Genomic DNA, 22,126 nt, shown 5'->3' with positions numbered 1-22,126 from the left:
GTCAATTCCATCGGTTTTGATTAAACTGATTTTTCTTCCACACCCACATTGTGATAAATCCAATAACAGCACCACCAATATGAGCCCAATAGGCTGTATTTGATGGACCAGCCAACGAACTTCCTGTCACAGCTGAAATCACATTCAACGCAAAATAACCTCCGATTAAATACTTAGCTTTTATAGGAATAGGAACAAAAATAATATACAAAGGCATATTAGGATAAATCACAGCAAAGGTCGCCAAAACTCCAAAGATAGCACCAGAAGCACCAACCATAGGTACAGAGTAATTAGTAATAAGTTGGTTGCTTATTTCATTAGAAATTCCATAGGTTCGGTATTGACCAGTCTCAATAGCAGAATCTAAAACAGATTGTATTTGAGAAGGCGTAATTCCAGCGTCTATATAATATTGGTAGGCTTCCCTAAATCCAAAATAACTAAACAAAATTTGAAGTCCAGTCGCACCCAAACCTGCTGAAAAATATAAAAACAAAAAGCGTTGTTGACCGACATTCATTTCAAGAACACTACCAAAAATAAACAATGCAAACATATTGAAAAAAATATGTGTCACACCTCCGTGCATAAACATATGCGTTACCAATTGCCAATATTCAAAATTGGGGTTTTCTGGATACCAAAGGGCAAAAAATTTATAAGCTACATCACCCATAAATTGCGAGCCTAAAAAAAACATCACATTAGCGATGAGTATAGTTTTAACAGTATCTGTAAGTCTGTTCATGTTCTAAATATTTTATCTATGGCGTTTTCATTCAAAAGAACAAAAACAGGTTGGTTTGTAGGAGAAACAGAAGGTTCTTTACAAGAAAATAAGGCACTTATAATATCTTGTTGTTCTTCTGTTTTTAAAGGTTTTCCATTGGCTATAGCCATGTTTTTAGCCATAATCATAGACAAACGGTTGTTACGGTCAAAGCCCGAATCAGGAATACCAGCTTTAAAATCGGCAATGAGTTCGTCTATCACGTCATAAATTTGAGATTCAATCAACATACTCGGAATGCCATTGATGTTAACGACTCCTTGTTCAGATTTTGAAAAATCAAACATAAACCCAGTGAGTTCTAAAGATTCACTAAGAGATTCAAGTAAATTCACTTCTTCTAACGAAAGTTCTAAACTCAATGGAAACATCAATTGTTGAGAGTGTCCAGCTTCATGTGTGATTTGACTTAAAAACTGCTCATATAAAATACGTTCATGAGCCCGATGTTGATTTACAATTATAAGCCTTGATGAAACTGAAGACACAATAAACTTTTGCATAAGTTGAAATGTATGCTGTTGCTGATCTGTATTATCAAAGAGTTGTTCAGATTGTATTTTACTTTCAAATTGAAAATCCTCTGAGGTTTCAACGTCATCGGTTAACCCCGAATATAGTGTTTCCCAAGTTGAATCTGAACCCTGATGATGTTGTGGCGACCTCAAACGTGATTTGGGTTGGTCTTGAAAAGGATTAAAATTTCTATCCACTTCTACTTTAGGCAATTTAGCATTGGATTTTTCGGTGCGATAATCGGTATCTAAACTTTTATCGTGCTCAAAATCTAAAACAGGTGCCACATTAAATTGTCCTAAACTGTGTTTTACCGCACTTCTTAAAATGGCATAAATACCATATTCATCTTCAAACTTTATCTCAGTTTTTGTAGGATGAATATTAATATCGATGCTTTTGGGGTCAATATCTAAAAAAATGAAATAAGACGGATGGGTTTTAGGTTTCAATAAACCTTCAAAAGCCTGAATAATAGCATGATGCAAATAAGAATTTTTGATAAAACGTTGGTTCACAAAAAAGAATTGTTCACCTCGACTGCGTTTAGCATAAGAAGGTTTTGTCACAAACCCGCTGATTTTTAGCAAATCGGTTTCTTCTTGAAGCGGTACGAGGTTTTCATTAATCTTTTTGCCCATAATTCCAACAATCCGTTGGCGAGAATTACTATCTAACAAACGAAACAACTCACTACCATTATGAATAAGTCTAAAAGCAACATCTGGGTGAGCTAAAGCCACACGTTGAAATTCATCGATGATATGGCGTTGCTCAACTTGGTCTGATTTTAAAAAATTGCGCCGAGCTGGGATATTATAAAATAAATTTTTAACCGCAATTGATGTGCCTGTTGGCGAAACACAAGGATCTTGGGCTTTGACTTCACTGCCTTCAATTATTATTTGTGTGCCTGTCTCCTCTTCTATTCTTTTGGTTTTGAGTTCAACGTGGCTTACGGCGACTATTGAGGCAAGAGCTTCACCCCGAAAGCCTTTGGTGTGCAAATCAAACAAATCTTCGGCGGAACTAATTTTTGAAGTTGCGTGTCGTTCAAAAGCCATTCGAGCATCTGTAGCAGTCATACCTTTGCCATCGTCAATAACTTGAATCAAAGTTTTACCAGAGTCTTTAATAATTAAAGTGATATTTGAAGATTCTGCATCAATAGCATTTTCTAATAATTCCTTAACAACTGAAGCTGGGCGTTGCACAACTCACCCGCTGCAATCTGGTTAGCGACGTGATCTGGAAGTAATTTTATGCTATCGTTCATTGCTGTTGTGTAAAAATAGACAAGTCAAAATCTATAATCCACAAAAATATAAGAATAAGAATAGTCGCAATCAATAACACGCGTTTATTTAAACTGCGGTTACCACGCGTACGGCTGTTTCTCCTAGCTTCAGCCCAATGCGAGCCAAAATCAATTTGATTTGGTGTGTTTTTAAACTTTGCAAAACGCGAATCAAAATCGTAGATATTGCCTTCATCTTTTCCTTTGTAATATCTCGGCGTGTAATTATAGCGTTCGTTTTTACGAAGTTTGAAAGTTTTAATTTTAAACATAAATATTTCTTATAGTTCAAAAATACGAAAAACCAATGAAGTTTATTTTAATTGACAAAACTTTAAACTTATAGAATTAAAATTTTATGACAATAGATAGTTTAACTAAAGGTTGATGCGTTCACTAATTTTTAATAACATCAACTCAAATTGTTCTTCTTTTGTCAAATTGGTATTGTCAATTACTATAGCGTCTTTAGCTTGAATAAGTGGCGAATGCTGACGCGTGGTATCAATTTGATCTCGTTTTTGGATGTTTTGATAAACTTCCTCAAAAGTAATTTGTTCGCCTTTTTGTTGAAGCTCATCAAAGCGACGTTTTGCACGCTCTTCAGCACTGGCAGTCATAAAAAATTTAATATCTGCATCGGGAAAAACCACGCTACCAATATCGCGACCGTCCATAACAAGGTTGTGTTCTTTAGACATTTTTCGTTGTAATTCAACCAATTTTTGTCTAACTTCTGGTAGCTCAGCCACATAGCTTACGTAGTTGGAGACTTGCATACCGCGAATGTTTTTTTCTACATTAGTTTGGTTTAGTAAAATCGTACTGTTTTGAGAATTGTTATCAAACTTAAAATCGATATCTATATCATCTAATTGAGCCATCAATTTTGAAGCATTTAATTTGCCATTTTCAAAACAATGATTTTCTAAAGCAAATAAAGTAATTGTTCTATACATAGCACCTGAATCGACATATACAAATTTTAAATGTTGTGCCAGCTGTTTTGCTACAGTGCTTTTGCCTGTAGATGAATAGCCGTCTATTGCAATCACTTGAGTTTTTGTCATGTTTTAAAATAAAGTAGGTTGACTGTTATCTGATGATTGGTGCTTATCATTATCATCATCTTTATCTGAAGAAATGTGTTCTTCATCAACCACATCAATTTCATCAGCAGGTGTAGATTCTTCGGGTTCAAAAGGAATGGGATCTATCAAGTCAATCTGATTGACTTTTTCAGCGGTTAGCTGATTGCCCATAGCTTTGATCCCTTTAATGCTTATAAACTCTTGTAAGTTAACAACTTCATTGGGTTTTCGGTCTTTTCCGCGTTCTTTGGTATATTCTATTTCTATTCTTGGGATATAATCTGTGGACACTATTTCTAATTGAGAATCGGGATGTTCAGTAATAATAGTTTCTTCTTTTTCTTCGTTTTCAACCAAAAATCGTTTGACATAAAAGCGTTCTTTTTCGCCTTCCCAATAAACCAACGAAATGGGTTTTTTAGGAATCCATTTTTCTAAAACAATAATATCGTCTTCAAAATGTGTTGTCAATTCTGGTCTTATGGTTTTTAATTTTCCAGACTGAGTAATAATTAAAATGCGATCTTCACCTCTAAATTCACCAAGCAATTCACCTCTTTCATCAACATTAATTCGTCTAACCGTTTCGTCGAACCATATTTTTCGGGGTTTTAAAGTTGAAACGCCTTCTTCTTTAAGTTCAATTTTTTTGATAGGATGTTTAGTAACAATATTACCTTTCACACTTCTACTTTTGATATCTAAATCAGAAAAATCTAAGTCAAACTTAAGTTTTTTCATCCCTTTTTTCTGGCGTAAATAAATGGTTACTACTTCAGCTTCGCCATTGGGATTGGCAGAAAAATAAAGCACTTTAGATTTTTTGTCGTCTTGTGCTAATTTATAAACGCGATCTCTTGTAATAGAAGTTACCGCAAAACGTTTCATATAATTGACATTGTTCTTCCCATTTTTATAGATATAATTATAAATGGTTCTGTTGTCTTTTTTCTTAAAAATCCCAACATAAATGATGTTTTTGCCAACAAATACTTTTTTATCTACTTTGGTTACCATCATACTGCCATCTTCAGTAAAACATATGATGTCGTCTATATCGCTACAATCAAATACATATTCGTCTTTACGCAATGAAGTCCCGATAAAGCCTTCTTTTCTGTTGACGTAAAGTTTGGTGTTTCTGATGACCACTTTTGAAGCTTCAATATCTTCAAAAGGTCTTATTTCAGTTTGTCTTTCACGACCTTTCCCATAGGTTTTTTTAAGGCGTTCAAAATGTGCAATAGCATAATCGGTAAGGTTGTTTAGATGATGTTTTACCGTTTCTATTTCTCCTTCAAGGGCTTCAATTTTTTGTTGGGCTTTATCTAAATCAAACTTAGAAATGCGTTTAATTTTAATTTCAGTTAAACGCACAAGGTCGTCTTTGGTAACAGCCCGATTCAGGTGTTTGATATGCGGTTTTAAACCTTGGTCAATGGCTGAAATGACGCCATCCCAAGTTTCTTCCTCTTCAATATCTCGATAGATACGATTTTCTATAAAAATACGTTCTAATGATGCAAAATGCCATTGTTCTTCAAGTTCACCGAGTTTGATTTCTAATTCTCGTTTGAGCAAATGAACCGTTTTGTCAGTGCTTTGTCTCAACAATTCACTGACTGGCAAAAATTGTGGTTTGTCTTCAATAATCACACAGCTTAAAGGTGAAATAGAGACTTCGCAATTGGTAAAAGCATAAAGTGCGTCAATGGTTTTATCTGGAGAAATATTGGTGGGCAAATGCACTAATATTTCAACTTGAGACGAGGTATTATCTTCAATTTTTTTGACTTTAATTTTACCTTTTTCGTTAGCTTTTAAGATTGAATCTATCAGAGAAGTGGTATGCGTACCGTAAGGGATTTCTGTGATTTCTAAAGTTTTTTTATCGCGGATATTGATTTTGGCTCTTATCCTGACTTTTCCACCTCGGAGACCGTCGTTATAATCGGTCACATCCATAATTCCTGCAGAAGGAAAATCGGGATACAATTTAAATCGACCACCTTTGAGGTGTTTGATTGAGGCGTCGATTAATTCATTAAAATTATGTGGTAAAATACGCGTGCTAAGCCCAACAGCAATACCTTCAACTCCTTGAGCCAAAACCATAGGGAACTTTACTGGTAAATGGACAGGCTCTTTTTTGCGTCCGTCGTAAGAAATTTGCCATTGTGTCGTTTTAGGATTAAACACCACATCTAAAGCAAACTTAGACAGTCGGGCTTCGATATATCGAGAAGCGGCAGCACTATCGCCAGTAAGAATATTTCCCCAGTTTCCTTGGGTATCTATCAATAAATCTTTTTGACCGAGTTGAACAATAGCATCACCAATACTCGCATCGCCATGTGGATGATATTGCATAGTGTGACCGACAATATTGGCAACTTTGGTGTAGCGACCATCATCTAAATCTTTCATCGAATGAAGAATACGACGCTGAACAGGTTTAAATCCGTCTTCAATGGCTGGAACGGCTCGTTCTAAAATCACGTAAGAGGCATAGTCTAAAAACCAATCCTCATACATTCCAGTTACTTTAACTAACTCGTCTTGTTGAGAATTTTCTAATGGGTCTAAAGGCTTATCGTTTTCCTCTTCGTTCATGAAGTGATTTGATTTTTAATTCCACAAATGTAATATATATTGTGAAAAAAGCGAAGGTAAAAGAATGCCGAAATGAAAAAAGAGTTGACATTTTGCCAACTCTTTTTAAGAAAACAAAGTTTATGAAAAACTAAAATTTCATTCCTATACCAAAAGCAAAAATATCAGGGTCGATATCTACATCGGCTGGTATTTCTAAGCCGTCAGCTAAATTTGATGCATCTACAGTAACATCGGTATTTAAAAACAATTTTTTGTAATCAATATTTAAAAAGAAACGATCGCTTATCATCAAGTCAAAACCACCTTGAAGTGCAAAACCTACAGCTCCATCGTAATCAATTCCTTTGACTACAGGTCCTTCATCTTCACTATAAAATAAGGTGTAATTGATACCCGCACCAACATAAGGTTTGAAGACATCGTTGACGTGCAAATGATATTGAGCCGTAAGTGTTGGCGGTAAAAGCCACACGCTTCCTAAATCAATATTTGTACTTGTAGGTCCGCCAATAGCTGAAATATCTGAACCCACAGTATTGACGTCGTGTTCAGCAGTAGATAGAATCAACTCAGCCGCAAAGTTTTTGGTGAAGAAATAGGTGAAATCTAACTCAGGAACATAAGATGTTGAAATTTGAGCATCACCACCTATAATTCCTATATCAGCCGACTCATTTGGTGCAATAACCAAACCTCTTAAACGGACTTGCCATTTATAGTCTTTTTCAGGTTTTGAACTATCGTCTTGAGCGTTAATTCCACTAAAAGTTAATAAAGCTAATACTACTAAAAAATAAGATTTCATGATTTATGATTTTAAAATTTAACGCGAAAATAATATTGACATTAAACCCAAAATATGACCATAATCAGTTTAACTAATACTTGTTAGTTAAATTCAACTGCATGTGTTTTTTTCAACTATCTAATCAACTTTTATGTATATTCGGTATCAAAATAATGTTATGAAAAATCTATTCCTTTTGTGCTTGTGTTGTTTTATTTTTGTAAGTTCTTGTAAAAATGATAAAAAATTGCAAACATCAACTCTTCCACCACAAGCTGAAAAAATTGATACTGTCTTAGAAAAACACAACGACAAACGTGTTGACCCCTATTATTGGATGAATCAACGCAACAATCCTAAAGTGATTTCTTATTTGGAAAGTGAAAACGCTTACTATAAAGAGAAATCTGCTGGAACCAAAGTGCTTGAAGAAAATCTGTTCAAAGAAATAAAATCACGCATTAAAGAAAACGACAAAAGCGTGCCTTATAAGTATAATGGCTATTGGTATATCACAAAATATAAAACCGGCAAAAATTATCCGATTTATACTCGTAAAAAAGAGACTTTAGATGCTAAGGAAGAAGTGCTTTTTAATGTCAATAATTTAGCAAAAGGACATTCATATTATAATCTCTCTAATCTAAATATAAGTCCTGATAATAAAATTGCAGATTTGCAGTTGATAGCATTGGCAGAAGATTATACAACATTCACTTCAAAAATTTAGAATCTGATGAAATTTTACCTGTTTCAATTAAAAATACAACAGGTGGAAGTGCTTGGGCAAATGATAATAAGACATTATTCTACACAAGACAGCATCCTGAAACCTTGAGGTCTTATCAAATTTATAAACATATTTTAGGCACTGATCCTGAAAATGACGAATTGGTTTATGAAGAAACCGATGAAACTTTTTATACTTATGTTTATAAAAGCAAATCTCAACAATACATCATTATAGGTTCAAGTAGTACAACTTCAGATGATTATAAAATTTTAAATGCCAACACTCCCGAAAAAGAGTTTAAAACTTTCACTCAAAGACGGCGGAACTTGGAATATAGTATTGCTCATTACAATGATTCATTTTATATTCTCACCAATCAAAATGATGCAACCAACTTCAAATTGATGAAAACTTCTCTTGACAATACTTCGGAAAAAAACTGGACAGAAGTTATTCCTCACCGCGAAAATGTTTTGCTTGAAAACATCGATATTTTTAAAAATTATCTTGTTACCACTGAACGCCATAATGGATTAAGTAAAATCCATGTCATATCTTGGGATAACAAAAAAGATTATTTTATACCCTTTGACAGCGAAACATATACCGTTGGCACAAGTGTGAATCTTGAGTTTGATACCGATAAATTGCGATTTACTTATACTTCTCTGAATGTTCCTTCTTCTGTGATGAGCTATGACATGACCAAGAAACAATTAAAAATTTTAAAACAAAAAACGGTTCAAGACCCAAACTTTAATCAAAACAATTATGAAACCAAACGTTTATTTGCTACAGCCGAAGATGGAGAACGTATTCCAATTTCTATAATTTATAAAAAGGGTTTGAAAAGAGACGGCAATAATCCGTTATTACAATACGGTTATGGAAGTTATGGTGCTACAATTGATCCTTATTTTTCTTACAGCAGGCTTTCACTTCTTGACCGTGGTTTTGTTTTTGCAATAGCCCATATACGTGGCGACGAATATTTTGGAAGAGATTGGTATGAAAATGGTAAAATGCTTAATAAAAGAAATACATTCACCGATTTTATAGCTGTCTCAAAATTCTTAATTGCAGAAAATTACACTTCACCAAAACATTTGTATGCTATGGGTGGCTCAGCTGGTGGTTTGCTGATGGGTGCAGTTGCCAACATGGCTCCCGAGCTTTACAATGGTATAGTTGCTCAAGTGCCATTTGTGGATGTGGTAACCACCATGTTAGACGAAAGTATTCCATTGACAACCAGTGAATACGACGAATGGGGGAATCCGAATAATAAAATATATTACGACTACATCAAATCTTATTCGCCTTATGACAATGTTGAAAAGCAAAACTATCCTCATATGTTTGTTACTACAGGTTTACACGATTCTCAAGTGCAATACTGGGAACCTGCAAAATGGGTAGCCAAACTTAGAGACTACAAAACCGATGACAACTTACTTTGGTTTTACACCAACATGGAAGCTGGACACTCTGGTGCATCGGGCAGATTTGATAGATTAAAAGAAGTGGCTAGAGATTATACATTTTTGTTACATTTAGAAAACATAACCGAATAAATCGTAAAATTGAGTAAAATCCAATCGAATAAAGAAGAATATTACAATGCTTTAACTCATGGTTTTGGAATAATTTTATCCCTGATTGGGTTAGCTTTTTTATTGTTAAATTACAACTCAACTAAAATTAATTTCATTTACATTTTAATTTATGGGTTAAGTCTGATTGTATTGTTTTCCGCATCAACTCTTTACCATTCTGTAAAAAATGTAGCTTACAAAAGACTCTTACGAAAGTTTGATCATATTAGCATTTATATGCTCATTGCTGGCACTTACACACCTGTTTGCATGACAATACTAAAAGACAGCCATGGTGATTTGATTTTAGCTATAGTTTGGGGATTAAGCCTTTTGGGCTTGGTTTTAAAACTATTTTTTACAGGAAAATTTGAAAAAATATCACTTCTACTCTACTTGGCCATGGGTTGGTTGATCGTGATTGACATTGATACACTTTACCAAAATATGGATGCTTTAAGTTTATTGTTTTTGGGCTTAGGTGGTTTATTTTACACCCTTGGGGTTATATTTTATGTAATGCATAAACTTAAATATCATCACGTGATTTGGCATGTGTTTGTGTTGTTGGGAAGTTTGTCTCACTTCTTGATGATTTATGAGATTATAAGCTGAAGTTAATCTATTTTTTGTATAGCTTTAGTAAATCTTTTTTCAAAATCATATTCAAACAAGTTAGGAAAAGTTGGTGTAAGTTTCATGATGTCAATTATCTTTTTTTCAGTATTGGTTACAATTAAAGTAGGAACTCCCAAGGCATGTTTTAGCATTCTGACAGTGTGTTCATCTCTATTTCTCAATTCATTGACGTACAAAATTTCTGTTTTTCTGTAAAAAGCTTTTTTCAATCGACGTGCTTTCTTTTTATCGCCCCAAATAAGAACTAAAAAGTCTATTTTATCATGCAAATCATCAGCATAACTATTGTACAATTCAATTTGTTCATCAAATGGTCCAGCCCAATCTGCGTAAGTTAATAAGACTAATGGTTTTTCAAAATCGCCTAAGTTGTTTTTTCGTCGATTAAAGCAGTCAACATTAAAATTATCAAGATATGAGCCAATTAACTTTTGATTGATAAATTCTCTATAAAGTTGAGCCACTTTTCTGTAGTTTTTGGTCGCTTCAGCTTTGTCTATTTTATATTTATAAGCATTGATATTTAAAGCAATTTGTTCAGAAAAATAAACTTTTGCAGAATGATTAAATTCACTTTGTCCATAGCTTATTTCTGCAGTAATCAACACAAAACAAATACAGGATATAACTTTCATCAATTGGTCAGTTTATCCAAATATAATAAAAACCAATTGAAATTAAGAAACTTAGCGTTCTTCTTTATTAAAATAAACTAAATAATAATACATCTGTCTATCTTCATCCCAACCTTTTTCAATGTATTTTTCAGCGGTTTCTGAATGGACAAAGTCCATTTTTATTTGCACATTGGTATCGAGATTAATCACGTTTTTCATCTTTTTACGTGCAGAAGTTACGGCTGTATTAGAGATTGGAAAACTCGACAAATCTTCGATATTATATTTGGTCGCTTTGTCGGTTTTGTAGTTTTTAAACTCTGGGTGCAATTCTGGATTGTCTAAAACTTCATTGAGAAATTTAGTTTCTTCAAAGTCCTCATTACTGGCAAAATGATTGACAGCTTTATTCATAAACATCATTTCTTGTTGTTTATCTTCGGCAGGTCTAACAACGTCTTTGGCAAAATTCTCACAAAATTTTAAATACTTTTTGGTATAAAAATTTTCATCAGCAAAAAAATCAATGCCGAGAAATTCTTCTAACCAATATTTGGTATCGTATTTATTTGAATCTATTGATAAAACTTTGTAGCCTGTTTCTTTTTCTACATTTAAAATCAAAGCACCTTTGTCTAATTTGTTGAGATGCACACCTTGTTCTAATCTCGGTTTTAGGTTGTCTTGATCATTGTCAAATTGTAAAAAATCGTGTTTAAGCTCACTTTTAAAAATCCCGATAGCTTCTACCTTTTGGTTGTCAACTAAAACATTTTCAAGATAAGTCACATAAACTTCACCACTTTTGATGTGCTGATGTTTAGATTGTTCAAACAAATATTTGGTAATATGTTTTGAGATTTGATGAAGTTCCGAAGGATTATTAAAGCCTTTACGAATCATTTGATATAACTCGTGAAATTCTAAATCGGTTTCGTGCTTGAATTGATAGTAATTTTCTTCTTTGTCTCTAAAAGGTTTAAAAAAATACTCTTTCAGCAATGGCATCAATTCGTCATCAATGGTAAAAGGATCTTTTGATAGAAAATAGTTTTCATTACGACTTTTGTTTCCTACACGATGAATGGACAAATGCTCAATCTGTGCGGAATATAAATTTAGCATAAGTTTTATTTTTTATTTTTTAAACGTTTTTGCTCTTCAGCTTGCTTCATCATATCTTGCATTCTTTGAGCAAATTTGCCTTTCTTTTTAGGTTTTTTCTTATTGGCTTCAATTTTAGCAAGAATTCTATTTTCATCAATGATATAATTTTTAATCACCAACATAATTCCGATTGTAATCAAGTTTGAGATAAAATAATACAGTGATAATCCACTCGCATAATTGTTAAAGAAAATCAACATCACAACAGGCGAAATATACATAATGATTTTCATATTTGGCATTCCCGGTTGAGAGGTTTGCATATTTTGCCCCGTAGTCATCGTCATATAAATAAATATAGCAATAGAAGCCAGAATAGGAAACAAACTCACGTGGTCTCCATAAAAAGGAATATGAAATGGCAAACTTGCTATAGAGTCGTAAGAAGACAAATCTTCTGCCCACAAAAAGCTTTTTTGTCTTAGAACAAACGCACTTGGAAAAAACTGAAATAATGCATAAAATACTGGAATTTGAAGCAATCCAGGCAAACATCCACTCATTGGACTAACACCTGTTTTGCTATACAAAGTCATAGTTTCTTGCTGACGCTTCATTGCATTATCTTTGTATTTTTCGTTAATTTCATTGATTTCTGGTCGTAAGACTTTCATCTTGGCTTGAGACAGATAAGATTTGTAAAGCAACGGCGACAAAACAATTCTAACCACAATAGTCATTAAAATAATAGCTAAACCATAACTTGGCAAAACACTGCTAAGAAATTCAAAAAATGGAATAAAAACATTTTCATTGATCCAGCCAAAAATTCCCCAACCCGTTGGCACAATTTCATCTAAATTTCTATCGTATTTTTTTAAAACCTTATAATCGGCTGGTCCATAGTAAAAATTCATAGATTCTACTATTTCACCATTTTTGAATTTTAGTGGTATTTGAGATTCAAATGATTTGGTATAGAGCGTATCAACTTCATCATCTTGAACCAAGTTTCTTGAAATCATTTTTACCTTTTCAAAAGGCTGATCATTGAGTAATATACTTGTAAAAAAGTGTTGTTTATAAGCTATCCAATCGACTAACTTTTCTTCTTCTTCGGCAACATCACCCTGACTGGTATAATCATCTTTATCACCATCGTATTGGTAAACAATTTCTGTGTAACGATTTTCATATGATATACTCTTAGCATGGCGATAAGCTTTTAAAAACCAATTGATTTGAGGGTTTTGAGATGTGTTGACGACTTCTTTTAAACCTTGTGAATAAATATCAAAATCCAACATATAATCGTTTGGATTCATCTGATATACATATTCTAGATATTGATCTTCAGAAACTTTAAGCTTCATCGATAGCCTTTGACCATTATCAGTTTCAGTCAATTTTGGCGTGAAATAATAATCTGCAGTATTGATTAAACGGCCAGATTTATCTTGAAATTGAATATTGAACTTGGCATTATCATTTTTTAAAAGATAAATCGGATCACCTTTGTAGGAATCAAATTGTTTCATTTTAGCTTCCACAACTTGTCCGCCTTTATTGGAAATTTTAAGCTGAATAACTTCGTTTTCGAGTGTTGTTAGGTTATCTTCTGCATTGATATTGGCATAGTCAAAACTGCCTTTTAAAGTTTGAAGTTGGCTATTTCTAATCGAATCGTTTTGTGGAGTTTGTGGAGTTTGATTTTCTGAAGATTGAGCTTCAGTGGTGTTTTGCTCAGGTTTATCTTGGACAACTTCTGTTTGTTTATTATCTTCTTTTGGTGGATTTTCAGATAGATTGCTCTGTTGTGTATAAATCATCCAAAACAACAAACCTGCAATCAACACATATCCAATAACAGTATTTATATCTACTTTTTTGTTTTCCATTTCAAGAATTTAATTAACAATTTGCAAAAATCAACAATTTGTTTGAAATAAGCTGATGTTAGGCTTGAAATCTTTTAGGGATTGGAATTCTTTTATGCTTTTTTTTGGGTTAATAATGCAGAAGGTTTTTAGACTTTAGGATATTTATGATGAAGTGAACAAAACAACTTTACATATCTAAAATATAAGCAAAAATCAATGGTGCTACAATAGTCGCGTCGCTTTCTATGATAAATTTTGGAGTGTTGATGTCCAATTTTCCCCAAGTGATTTTTTCGTTAGGCACGGCACCAGAATACGAACCATAGCTGGTGGTAGAATCTGATATCTGACAAAAATAACTCCAAAACGGAGTGTCGGTGCGTTCTAAATCTTGGTATAACATCGGGACAACACATATAGGAAAATCACCTGCAATGCCACCTCCAATTTGAAAAAATCCAATGCCCGATGAGATTTCTTCTGCAGTGTTTTTGGTGTACCAATCAGCTAAGAAAGTCATGTATTCTATACCGCTTTTCATGGTACTGGCTTTCAATTCGCCTTTCATCACATAAGAGGCAAAAATATTGCCCATGGTGCTGTCTTCCCAACCTGGCACTACAATAGGTAAGTTTTTTTCAGCATACATCCGAGAATCTTTGAGGTCTATTTCATAATATTCCTCTAAAACGCCAGATAGCAACATTTTATACATAAATTCATGTGGAAAATAACGCTCGCCATTGGCTTCAGTCTCTTTCCAAATTTTAAAAATATGCTTTTGCAATCTTCTAAAGGCTTTATCTTCAGGAATACAAGTATCGGTAACACGGTTTAAACCTTTTTCTAGCAAATCCCATTCTTGTTGTGGAGTTAAATCGCGATAGTCGGGAATGCGTTTGTAGTGAGAATGTGCCACCAAATTCATGATGTCTTCTTCCAAATTGGCACCGGTACAGGAAACGATATGCACTTTGTCTTGTCTTATCATCTCGGCAAATATCTTTCCGAGTTCTGCTGTACTCATGGCACCAGCGAGCGAAACCAACATTTTTGAGCCGTTTTCTAACTGTTTTTCATAAGCTTTAGTTGCATCAACTAAGCTGGCAGCGTTAAAGTGTAAGTAGTATTTTTCTATAAATTGTGAAATCTTGCCTTTATTCATCGTCGTCATCTTGGTTTGGGGTTTTAAATTTATAACTCAACATTTTGTAATACAATTTTGTCGCTAAAAAATCAGAAGATTTGTCAATTTCATTGGGGCATAATTCCATAATATCAAAACCGACAACATTTTTCTTTTTAAAAATCAGTTTTAAAAATTCTAAGGTTTCAAACCACAACAATCCGCCAGGTTCGGGTGTTCCAGTAGAAGGCAAAATTGAAGGGTCAAGGGCGTCTAAATCAAAAGTGATAAAAACATTTGGTGTCATTTGACCTACGGCGTCTTCCATCCAGTTTTCGTCAACAATCAAATCATGGGCAAAATAGGTTTGGTAGTCGTCCATATATTCACGTTCAGACACGTCCATAGAACGGATACCAACTTGGATAAGATTACAGGTTTTGCTGGCTTCGTGAACAGCACAAGCATGATTGTAAGCAGAGCCTTCGTAGCTTGATCGCAAGTCAGCGTGTGCATCAATTTGAACCACAGTGAGATCTTCATAGCATTCATTAAAAGCTCTGATGTTGCCAATACTCACGGAATGTTCGCCACCAAAAATGGTAACAAATTTCTCTTGTTTAATGTAGTTTTTCACAATCTTATGCACCGTGTTTACCATTTTTCGGGTGAGCTGTTTTCGGTAATAGGAGCGGTAAGATGAATGCCTTGTTTATAAACTTCGCTCTGAGTTTCTATATCGTAAAGTTCCATGTTTTCAGAAGCATGCAAAAAGGCTTTTGGTCCTTTGTCAGCACCTTTTATCCAACTGCTCGTGCCGTCATAAGGCACGGGAATGAGCACAATTTTTGAGTTATCTAAGCGGGCATATTTGTCGGGAATGCCTGCGTAATTTTTTTTAATCATCGTATCCTAGAATTTTGAGTAAGTCTTTGCTTTTTTGTTGTTCACTAAATAGTTTTTGGGTCAAGTTGCCGTTTTTATCACGGTCAATTAAAATATGTTTTGGCGAAGGAATAAGGCAGTGTTGCAAACCCCCAAATCCACCTATGGTTTCTTGATAAGCACCAGTGTTAAAAAATCCGATATACAAAGGTTTGTCTTTTTTGAATTTCGGCAAATAGATGCCGTTCAAATGTTGTTCGCTGTTGTAATAATCATCGCTATCACAAGTTAAACCGCCGAGTAAAACGCGTTCGTATTCGTCATTCCACCTATTGATGGGCAACATAACAAAACGTTTGTTAATAGCCCAAGTATCGGGTAATGTAGTAATAAATGAAGAATTGATCATATTCCATTTTTCACGGTCATTTTGTTGTTTTTGATAAAGCACTTCATAAATTGCTCCACCACTTTCACCGACGGTAAAACTTCCAAATTCAGTAAAAATATGTGGCATCTCTACATCTTCGGCTTCACAGGCTAATTTGATTTGCAAGATAATTTCATCCACAATATATTGGTAATCAAATTCAAAACCCAGAGAGTTTTTTATAGGAAAACCACCACCGATATTTAAACTCTCTAAAGTTGGGCATATTTTTTTGAGTCGAATATAGACTTGCATACACTTGAGCAACTCGTTCCAATAGTAAGCATTATCACGGATGCCTGTATTGATGAAAAAATGCGACATTTTAAGCTCAACTCTATGGTTGTCTTTGATTTGCTTATTGTAAAAAGGGATGATGTTTTTATAGCCAATGCCTAATCTTGAGGTGTAAAATTCAAATTTAGGTTCTTCTTCAGAAGCTATTCTAATACCAATTTTGTAGTTGTCATTTATCTTTTCGTCTAACAGTCCTATTTCTTCATAATTATCAATTATTGGGATACAGTTAGAATGACCATTATTCAAAAGCTTAGCTATATTTTCAATGTATTGTTCACGTTTAAAACCATTACATATCACATAAGTTTTATCATTTATTTTTCCATCTCTAATAAGTTGGTTTACGATATCAATGTCAAACGCTGATGAAGTTTCTATATGAATATCGTTTTTCAAGGCTTCATGTAAAACGTGTTGAAAATGTGAACTTTTGGTACAATAGCTATAATGGTATTGCCCTTTGTAATTGTGCTTTTTGATTGCTGAAGAAAACCAAGATTTAGCCAGATTGATATTCTCTGAAATTTTGGGTAAATAAGTAAATTTTAAAGGTGTGCCGTAGTCTTTGACAAGGTTCATCAAATCAATGTTATGAAAACGAAGTTGGTCTTTTTCGAGTTTAAATTCTTCTTGTGGAAAATAAAAAGTTTGATCTATTAAATCTATATATCTGTTTTTCATTATATTATACCATACCGATAGGTGAGAGTTATAAATTAAAGCATTTTTGGTTTTGTCCAAAAAAAACAATTTTGTTTGTTTGAATTTAAAAAAATTATTTTAAAAATAATCTGAATATCTACAAATCAATCTAAAAACAAAATTTGCTTTATATGTCCTAATTTTATGTGTTTTGTATATGCTTTTTTTGTTTTAATATTTAATACAAATGAAAATAAAAAAAATGATAATATCTTCAATTGCTATAAAAAATATTTTTGAAAAAGTAAAAATATAAAACTCTGAATAACAATATTTTATACTTTAAAAACCATTTAAACAGAGATTAAACTACAATTTTAATATCATATTTTGTTCCTAAATTTTGGCAAAAATCGACCAGTAGATTTTTTATAAGCTTTGTAGTCTGAAAATTTTTGCATGAGCTGTTGTTCTTCATATTGAGATTTAAAATAGAATAGCAACAACACCAAAAAAGTGATTAGCACCTGATATAAAGATTGTTGCCAAACACTCCAAGCGAGCATTGTCACAATAATTGCTGTATAGATGGGATGCCGAATATATTTAAAAATACCATCTGTTACCAATTTTGATTGAGGCTTCGGACTGGGAAAGGGTGACAAATTTCTACCAAGTTTTGCGAGACTTAATATAAATATAGACAATCCTATTCCTAATAAAGCAGTATCGAAAAAACTTGGTAAATCAATAGGCAAAACGCCCAAATCAACATCGATTACAAAAGCTATAAACAACATAAATTGCAGACCTACAAACACGATGTCTTTTAAACTTTTGGGTTTCATAAGTCGATGACTTCAATAGAATTGCGATGTAATTTAATTTTTGAATCAATTTCTAATTTCTTGAGTAATCTTGATATCACAACACGAGAGGTGTGCAAATCATAAGCGATTTGTTGATGCGTAATTTTTAAGGTTTCGCTTTGATTGATTTTGGCTTTGTCTCTTAAATATTTCATCAAGCGTTCATCCATTTTTAAAAACGCAATGGTGTCTAAAGTATCTAACATTTCGCTCAAACGACTTTGATAACTTTCAAAAACAAAATGTCTCCAAGACTTATATTTGGCAGTCCATTCTTCCATTTTTTGCACGGGAATCATCAGTAAATGTGTATCGCTTTCTGCAATGGCACGAATTTCACTTTGTGTGTTTCCAATGCAAGAGGTTAAAGTCATAGCACAAGTATCACCGCGTTCTAAAAAGTAAAGCAATAGCTCGTCGCCGTCTTGGTCTTCTCTTAAAACTTTGACAGCACCAGAAATCAACAATGGCATCGATTTGAGATAATCGCCTATTTCGATGATGACATCATTTTTTTTGAAAGATTTATATATCCCAACTTCATCGATTTCTTCAATGAGTTCGTCTTCAAAAATAAATCCGTATGCCTCTTGTAATAGCGATTTCATTTTATGAAATTTTAAAATAATGAATTGCCTTTTGAAGGTATTCTTCCTAAATGAGTAAATGCAAGTTCAGTCACTTGTCTTCCACGTGGTGTGCGATGAATAAAACCTTTCTGAATCAAAAAAGGTTCGTAAACTTCTTCTATGGTTTCTGCATTTTCTGAAACGGCTGTAGCCAAAGTTGACAATCCCACTGGACCGCCTTTAAACTTATCGATAATTGTGGTTAAAATTTTGTTGTCCATTTCATCTAAACCATAAGCATCAACATTCAATGCTTTTATAGTATATCTTACAATCTCAATATCAATTTTTCCTGAACCTTTAATTTGGGCAAAATCTCGTATCCGTCTTAATAGAGCATTGGCAATACGTGGTGTGCCACGACTTCTTCCCGCAATTTCTATGGTCGCTTCAAGAGAAATTGGCACATTGAGAATAGCTGCACTTCGCTGAATAATATCGGACAACAATTCTGTGGAATAATATTCTAAACGGTTTGAAATTCCAAATCTGGCTCGCATCGGTGAAGTCAACAATCCAGAGCGTGTGGTAGCACCGATTAACGTAAACGGGTTAAGATCAATTTGCACGCTTCTGGCGTTGGGACCGCTTTCTATCATAATATCAATCTTGTAATCTTCCATTGCCGAATACAAATATTCTTCTATCACTGAGCTCAATCGGTGAATTTCGTCTATAAATAAAACATCACGTGGCTCAAGATTGGTTAGCAAACCAGCTAAATCGCCTGGTTTGTCAATCACAGGACCTGATGTTACTTTGATGTTTGAGTTCAATTCATTAGCGAGAATATGTGCCAAGGTGGTTTTACCTAAACCTGGCGGACCGTGAAGCAACGTATGATCGAGTGCTTCATTACGTTGATTAGCTGCTCTTACAAAGACATCTAAATTTTCTAAAATTTTTTCTTGCCCAGCAAAATCGTCAAAACTCAGCGGTCGTAATGCGCGTTCAATATCTTTTTCTTCAGACGAAAATGATTCGCCAGTTGGGTCTAAATTATCGTTCATACTGAAATTATTGACAGTCTATTATAAGCATATTTAAAATAATGTAAAAATATTGGTTTTAAATTTAGCAAATGGTTTTATGGTAACCGATTTTTGATATTCATTCTTTGGTGTAATATTCTAACAACTTCAACAAGCCCATTATCAACTTTTCTATAAAATATTAAATGCGATTTAACTTTTGTAACTCGATAGTTTTTACGTGTTTTATCAATTGATTTTCCAGTAAAATAGTTTTGAGCAATAAATTTAATTTCTTCAATTATTAAAGCATAATATCTATCAGCTTGTTCTTTAGACCACTTATGATAAATATAAATCCAAATATCATTTAAATCATCAATAGCTTGTTGGCTAATCCGATATTTTTTGTCGCTCATAATTTTTGACGGTGTAAGTCTAACAAATTTTGTTCAAAATCAAAATTTTCAACAAATCCACTTTCTTCGCCTATTTTAAGAGCTTTTATTAATTCTTTTTCTTTTATTTCTTCACGTTCTAATAATCGTAATGCTGAGCGAATAACTTCGCTTACAGAGCTATATTTCCCAGTTTTCAATTCTTCTTGGATAAAACTTTCAAAGTGATTCCCAAGAGAAACAGATGTGTTCTTACCCATTATATTAAATTTAATCAAATATATTAAATCTTGGTAATTTAAGCAAATTGTATTATTTACCGAAAAATAAACTTGTTTGATTTAAACGATTCTCAATTTTCATAACCGATGCTAACTTTTGGTTTTAAACCTTCTATCATTTCTTCAGTAATTTGCTCTAAATCAAACTGATATTGCCAATTCCAATCTTGTTTTGCCGAAGAATCATCGATGCTTGCTAGCCAAGAATCTGCTATAGCTTGCCTAAAATCTGGTTTGTAATCAATTTCAAATTCTGGAATGTGTTTTTTTATGGCATTGGTTAATTTTTTTGGAGTTAAACTTATAGCAGACAAATTATATGACGAACGAATTTTTATTTGTTCGCTTGGTGCAGACATAATTTGAATTGTGGCTTTAATGGCATCATCCATATACATCATTGGCAAAGCCGTGTCTTCTTTTAAAAAACAAGTATATTTTTTACGACTCAAAGCTTGGTGAAATATTTCAATAGCATAATCGGTTGTGCCACCGCCAGGTTGTGTTTTGTAGCTGATCAATCCAGGATATCTCAAGCTTCTTACATCCACATCATATCTATTGTGATAATAAGCACACCAACGCTCACCGGTTTGTTTGCTTATGCCGTAAACCGTTGAAGGTTCCATAACCGTTTGTTGTGGCGTGTTTTTCTTTGGTGTTGAAGGTCCAAACACCGCAATGCTTGAAGGCCAAAATATTTGTTTTATTTTTTGTTCTTTGGCTAAGTTTAATACATTGAATAAAGTATCCATATTGAGTTGCCAACCTTTCATCGGAAATTTTTCGGCTGTAGCACTTAACATTGCTGCCATAAGATAAACTTGATCAATATTGTAATGCAAAATCACATCTTCTAAAGCCGAAGCATCAGTTGCATCTAAGATTTCAAATGATCCTGAAGCCATCAAAGTCTCGTCGCCTTCTCTTATATCGCTGGCTATAACTTGATGACTACCATATTTTTCTCTTAATTTTAAAGTTAATTCGCTTCCGATTTGCCCGCAAGCACCAATTATTAATATCTTTGGACTCATAAGTTGACTTCTATTTGGAAATTATATTTTTGATAATTTTTGAGTTTAAAAATAAGTTTTTTTAAACATTATTACTCAAAATTGAAGTTAATTTGATGATTTTAAAAAAATCAATACATAGAAGCCTGATGAACACATTTTTAAGATTTATATTTTTCGTTTTTATAAGCAGTTTTATGATTGCTTGTCAAAACAAATCTAACTCTAATCAACTCAGTGAAGCTGAAAAAGCCAAAGAAGATAGTTTAAAGTTAAAATTAGACATCAAATCCTATCGGGTCACCAAACTCAGTCCACAAGCAGATTCATTAGTAAAATCTTAGCCGATGTATGAAGAACTAAAAATTGAAGTCAATCGTTTAGAAAATTATACACTTCAAGATGTTATTTCGAATATATCGACACTTAATGGTGTTGTAGATTCTTTGCAACAAACCATTCCAGCTGTCGTGGATACTTTTCCTGTAAAATCGAGAATTAATGTGTTAAACACAAAAGCAAAACACATGATGCTTCTAAGCGAAAAACAACAACCTAAACTCAAAGATATCAAAAAAATGGCTGAAGAATATCCATTTGAATTTAACAATTTGAACATTCAACTCAATGAAGTTTTTATTGAGCTACCAGAGTTTGATGATTAACGTGAGTTTGATTTATATTTATTTATCAATATTTTATAAAATTTGCTTTTGATTTTTTATCGAATTCACATTTAGGATAAGCCATCTTTCTGTGGCGACCAAAGAAACGTTGCACTTTGTTTTTCAATCCTAAAGTTAGAAAATAAATCTCAAACTTTTGGTGTTAACTCCCAAACTTAGCCATTGAAAATACATATTGTTAGCTACTTGGCTTTATTCCAATTTACAACTAATAATATTTTC

Annotated in this window: 19 protein-coding genes and 3 pseudogenes; 4 read left to right on the top strand and 18 right to left on the bottom strand. The window is 33.3% G+C overall.

All coding sequences use genetic code 11. The features are described 5' to 3' along the window. Position 1: 1 nt before the first annotated feature. The 6 genes and pseudogenes from IGB25_RS02760 to IGB25_RS02735 form a co-directional block, all read right to left on the bottom strand. Positions 2-751: a rhomboid family intramembrane serine protease gene (locus IGB25_RS02760; protein WP_211066064.1), complete on the bottom strand. Its 750-nt coding sequence runs from the start codon at positions 749-751 to the stop codon at positions 2-4. Then, positions 748-2,585, bottom strand: a pseudogene (mutL, locus tag IGB25_RS02755) (DNA mismatch repair endonuclease MutL). The gene IGB25_RS02760 and the pseudogene mutL overlap by 4 nt, the downstream one beginning before the upstream one ends. Further along, positions 2,582-2,878: a hypothetical protein gene (locus IGB25_RS02750; RefSeq protein WP_211066063.1), complete on the bottom strand. Its 297-nt coding sequence runs from the start codon at positions 2,876-2,878 to the stop codon at positions 2,582-2,584. Before IGB25_RS02750 ends, mutL begins: the two are co-directional and overlap by 4 nt. 105 nt (positions 2,879-2,983) lie before the next feature. Then, positions 2,984-3,676 carry a (d)CMP kinase gene (gene cmk, locus IGB25_RS02745; protein ID WP_211066062.1) on the bottom strand — a complete coding sequence of 231 codons (693 nt, stop codon included), beginning with the start codon at positions 3,674-3,676 and terminating at the stop codon, positions 2,984-2,986. Between the two features lie 3 nt (positions 3,677-3,679). After that, positions 3,680-6,310 (bottom strand): DNA gyrase/topoisomerase IV subunit A, encoded by a 2,631-nt coding sequence (locus IGB25_RS02740; RefSeq protein WP_211066061.1) that lies wholly within the window; start codon positions 6,308-6,310, stop codon positions 3,680-3,682. 130 nt (positions 6,311-6,440) lie between these two features. Beyond that, the gene (locus IGB25_RS02735) at positions 6,441-7,118 is read right to left on the bottom strand and encodes an OmpW family protein (RefSeq protein ID WP_211066060.1); all 678 of its coding nucleotides are present in this window, start codon (positions 7,116-7,118) and stop codon (positions 6,441-6,443) included. A 160-nt stretch (positions 7,119-7,278) separates the two neighbouring features. Between IGB25_RS02735 and IGB25_RS02730 the strand changes: the two are divergent. Further along, positions 7,279-9,407, top strand: a pseudogene (locus tag IGB25_RS02730) (S9 family peptidase). Positions 9,408-9,416: 9 nt separating this feature from the next. Further along, entirely contained in the window at positions 9,417-10,043 is a 627-nt protein-coding gene (locus IGB25_RS02725; protein WP_247653581.1) for a hemolysin III family protein, read from the top strand. Positions 10,044-10,045: 2 nt separating this feature from the next. Here IGB25_RS02725 and IGB25_RS02720 read toward each other — a convergent pair whose 3' ends face one another. The 12 genes and pseudogenes from IGB25_RS02720 to IGB25_RS02665 form a co-directional block, all read right to left on the bottom strand. Beyond that, positions 10,046-10,702 (bottom strand): hypothetical protein, encoded by a 657-nt coding sequence (locus tag IGB25_RS02720; RefSeq protein WP_211066059.1) that lies wholly within the window; start codon positions 10,700-10,702, stop codon positions 10,046-10,048. Between the two features lie 51 nt (positions 10,703-10,753). After that, positions 10,754-11,809, bottom strand: coding sequence for a nucleoid-associated protein (locus IGB25_RS02715; protein ID WP_211066058.1), 1,056 nt, complete (start codon positions 11,807-11,809; stop codon positions 10,754-10,756). A 5-nt stretch (positions 11,810-11,814) separates the two neighbouring features. After that, positions 11,815-13,689, bottom strand: a complete 1,875-nt coding sequence (gene yidC / locus IGB25_RS02710; RefSeq protein ID WP_211066057.1) for a membrane protein insertase YidC — start codon at positions 13,687-13,689, stop codon at positions 11,815-11,817. A gap of 169 nt (positions 13,690-13,858) precedes the next feature. Continuing rightward, positions 13,859-14,836 carry a deoxyhypusine synthase family protein gene (locus IGB25_RS02705; protein WP_211066056.1) on the bottom strand — a complete coding sequence of 326 codons (978 nt, stop codon included), beginning with the start codon at positions 14,834-14,836 and terminating at the stop codon, positions 13,859-13,861. After that, positions 14,829-15,703, bottom strand: a pseudogene (gene speB / locus IGB25_RS02700) (agmatinase). The gene IGB25_RS02705 and the pseudogene speB overlap by 8 nt, the downstream one beginning before the upstream one ends. Further along, positions 15,696-17,093: an arginine decarboxylase gene (locus tag IGB25_RS02695; RefSeq protein ID WP_211066824.1), complete on the bottom strand. Its 1,398-nt coding sequence runs from the start codon at positions 17,091-17,093 to the stop codon at positions 15,696-15,698. The pseudogene speB and the gene IGB25_RS02695 overlap by 8 nt, the downstream one beginning before the upstream one ends. 344 nt (positions 17,094-17,437) lie before the next feature. Then, positions 17,438-17,902, bottom strand: coding sequence for an isoprenylcysteine carboxylmethyltransferase family protein (locus IGB25_RS02690; RefSeq protein ID WP_211066055.1), 465 nt, complete (start codon positions 17,900-17,902; stop codon positions 17,438-17,440). Next, positions 17,899-18,531, bottom strand: coding sequence for a Crp/Fnr family transcriptional regulator (locus IGB25_RS02685; protein WP_211066054.1), 633 nt, complete (start codon positions 18,529-18,531; stop codon positions 17,899-17,901). Before IGB25_RS02685 ends, IGB25_RS02690 begins: the two co-directional genes overlap by 4 nt. Positions 18,532-18,542: 11 nt before the next feature. After that, a complete protein-coding gene (ruvB, locus tag IGB25_RS02680; RefSeq protein ID WP_211066053.1) occupies positions 18,543-19,562 on the bottom strand; it encodes a Holliday junction branch migration DNA helicase RuvB in 1,020 nt (339 codons plus the stop codon). A gap of 77 nt (positions 19,563-19,639) precedes the next feature. After that, positions 19,640-19,942, bottom strand: coding sequence for a type II toxin-antitoxin system RelE/ParE family toxin (locus tag IGB25_RS02675; RefSeq protein WP_211066052.1), 303 nt, complete (start codon positions 19,940-19,942; stop codon positions 19,640-19,642). Next, positions 19,939-20,181, bottom strand: a complete 243-nt coding sequence (locus IGB25_RS02670; RefSeq protein ID WP_211066051.1) for a type II toxin-antitoxin system ParD family antitoxin — start codon at positions 20,179-20,181, stop codon at positions 19,939-19,941. Before IGB25_RS02670 ends, IGB25_RS02675 begins: the two co-directional genes overlap by 4 nt. Positions 20,182-20,273: 92 nt before the next feature. Continuing rightward, entirely contained in the window at positions 20,274-21,239 is a 966-nt protein-coding gene (locus tag IGB25_RS02665; protein WP_211066050.1) for an NAD-dependent epimerase/dehydratase family protein, read from the bottom strand. A 176-nt stretch (positions 21,240-21,415) separates the two neighbouring features. Here IGB25_RS02665 and IGB25_RS02660 point away from each other — a divergent pair, with 176 nt between their 5' ends. Continuing rightward, a complete protein-coding gene (locus IGB25_RS02660) occupies positions 21,416-21,562 on the top strand; it encodes a hypothetical protein (RefSeq protein WP_211066049.1) in 147 nt (48 codons plus the stop codon). A 3-nt stretch (positions 21,563-21,565) separates the two neighbouring features. Further along, a complete protein-coding gene (locus tag IGB25_RS02655; RefSeq protein ID WP_211066048.1) occupies positions 21,566-21,883 on the top strand; it encodes a hypothetical protein in 318 nt (105 codons plus the stop codon). Positions 21,884-22,126: the final 243 nt, after the last annotated feature.

It is taken from the genome of Flavobacterium sp. CS20 (assembly GCF_018080005.1).
Lineage (GTDB): Bacteria > Bacteroidota > Bacteroidia > Flavobacteriales > Flavobacteriaceae > Psychroflexus.
The sequence above is the reverse complement of the archived record's forward strand: the minus strand, read 5'-3'. Positions and strand labels throughout refer to the sequence as shown.

Coding starts and splice junctions, on each gene's coding strand:
- IGB25_RS02760 (WP_211066064.1), bottom strand. CDS start 751: ATGAACAGACTTACAGATACTGTTAAAACTATACTCATCGCTAATGTG.
- IGB25_RS02750 (WP_211066063.1), bottom strand. CDS start 2,878: ATGTTTAAAATTAAAACTTTCAAACTTCGTAAAAACGAACGCTATAAT.
- cmk (WP_211066062.1), bottom strand. CDS start 3,676: ATGACAAAAACTCAAGTGATTGCAATAGACGGCTATTCATCTACAGGC.
- IGB25_RS02740 (WP_211066061.1), bottom strand. CDS start 6,310: ATGAACGAAGAGGAAAACGATAAGCCTTTAGACCCATTAGAAAATTCT.
- IGB25_RS02735 (WP_211066060.1), bottom strand. CDS start 7,118: ATGAAATCTTATTTTTTAGTAGTATTAGCTTTATTAACTTTTAGTGGA.
- IGB25_RS02720 (WP_211066059.1), bottom strand. CDS start 10,702: ATGAAAGTTATATCCTGTATTTGTTTTGTGTTGATTACTGCAGAAATA.
- IGB25_RS02715 (WP_211066058.1), bottom strand. CDS start 11,809: ATGCTAAATTTATATTCCGCACAGATTGAGCATTTGTCCATTCATCGT.
- yidC (WP_211066057.1), bottom strand. CDS start 13,689: ATGGAAAACAAAAAAGTAGATATAAATACTGTTATTGGATATGTGTTG.
- IGB25_RS02705 (WP_211066056.1), bottom strand. CDS start 14,836: ATGAATAAAGGCAAGATTTCACAATTTATAGAAAAATACTACTTACAC.
- IGB25_RS02695 (WP_211066824.1), bottom strand. CDS start 17,093: ATGAAAAACAGATATATAGATTTAATAGATCAAACTTTTTATTTTCCA.
- IGB25_RS02690 (WP_211066055.1), bottom strand. CDS start 17,902: ATGAAACCCAAAAGTTTAAAAGACATCGTGTTTGTAGGTCTGCAATTT.
- IGB25_RS02685 (WP_211066054.1), bottom strand. CDS start 18,531: ATGAAATCGCTATTACAAGAGGCATACGGATTTATTTTTGAAGACGAA.
- ruvB (WP_211066053.1), bottom strand. CDS start 19,562: ATGAACGATAATTTAGACCCAACTGGCGAATCATTTTCGTCTGAAGAA.
- IGB25_RS02675 (WP_211066052.1), bottom strand. CDS start 19,942: ATGAGCGACAAAAAATATCGGATTAGCCAACAAGCTATTGATGATTTA.
- IGB25_RS02670 (WP_211066051.1), bottom strand. CDS start 20,181: ATGGGTAAGAACACATCTGTTTCTCTTGGGAATCACTTTGAAAGTTTT.
- IGB25_RS02665 (WP_211066050.1), bottom strand. CDS start 21,239: ATGAGTCCAAAGATATTAATAATTGGTGCTTGCGGGCAAATCGGAAGC.
- IGB25_RS02660 (WP_211066049.1), top strand. CDS start 21,416: ATGATTGCTTGTCAAAACAAATCTAACTCTAATCAACTCAGTGAAGCT.
- IGB25_RS02655 (WP_211066048.1), top strand. CDS start 21,566: ATGTATGAAGAACTAAAAATTGAAGTCAATCGTTTAGAAAATTATACA.